Annotated in this window: 1 pseudogene; it reads right to left on the minus strand. The window is 68.2% G+C overall.

The features are described 5' to 3' along the window. Positions 1-325: pseudogene (locus AB4Y40_RS42830) on the minus strand (type VI secretion protein VasK); the annotation flags it as partial. Positions 326-468 lie beyond the last annotated feature (143 nt).

Genomic DNA, 468 nt, shown 5'->3' on the forward strand with positions numbered 1-468 from the left:
ACACATCGGCAGGCTGACCCGGCGTAGCGTTTGCGTTTCCGTCCGCGACGGGCACCGGGACGACGGTCGGCCCCGGAAAGACCGGCGCGAACATGACACCCGCGAGCGGCGCGCGCAGCCAGTTCGACGCGGCGAGCGCGCCCAGGCTCGCAGCGATCCGCGCGGCATGGTCGCCGACATACTTCGAGACTTCCATCAGCCAGGTCGCCTTCTCCTGGGTATAAAGGCGCACGCCCGCATCTGCCGTCCAGCGCTCGACCTCGTTGAACAGCTCCGGCAGTCTTGCGGCGGATTCCTGCGCCTTCCTGCGCGACTCGTTCGGCATGAAGGCGCCGACCGCATCGAACCGTTGGGATGGACGACCCTCAGTCTCTACCGGGTGAAGGAACGTAACGGGTGCGGCCCAGCGAAGCGCAGTCGCGGTCATCGAGAGCGCTCGGGGCAGCTCCGTACCGGTCTCGTCGGCGC

The organism is Paraburkholderia sp. EG287B, assembly GCF_040965595.1.
In the GTDB taxonomy this organism is placed as follows: Bacteria; Pseudomonadota; Gammaproteobacteria; order Burkholderiales; family Burkholderiaceae; genus Paraburkholderia.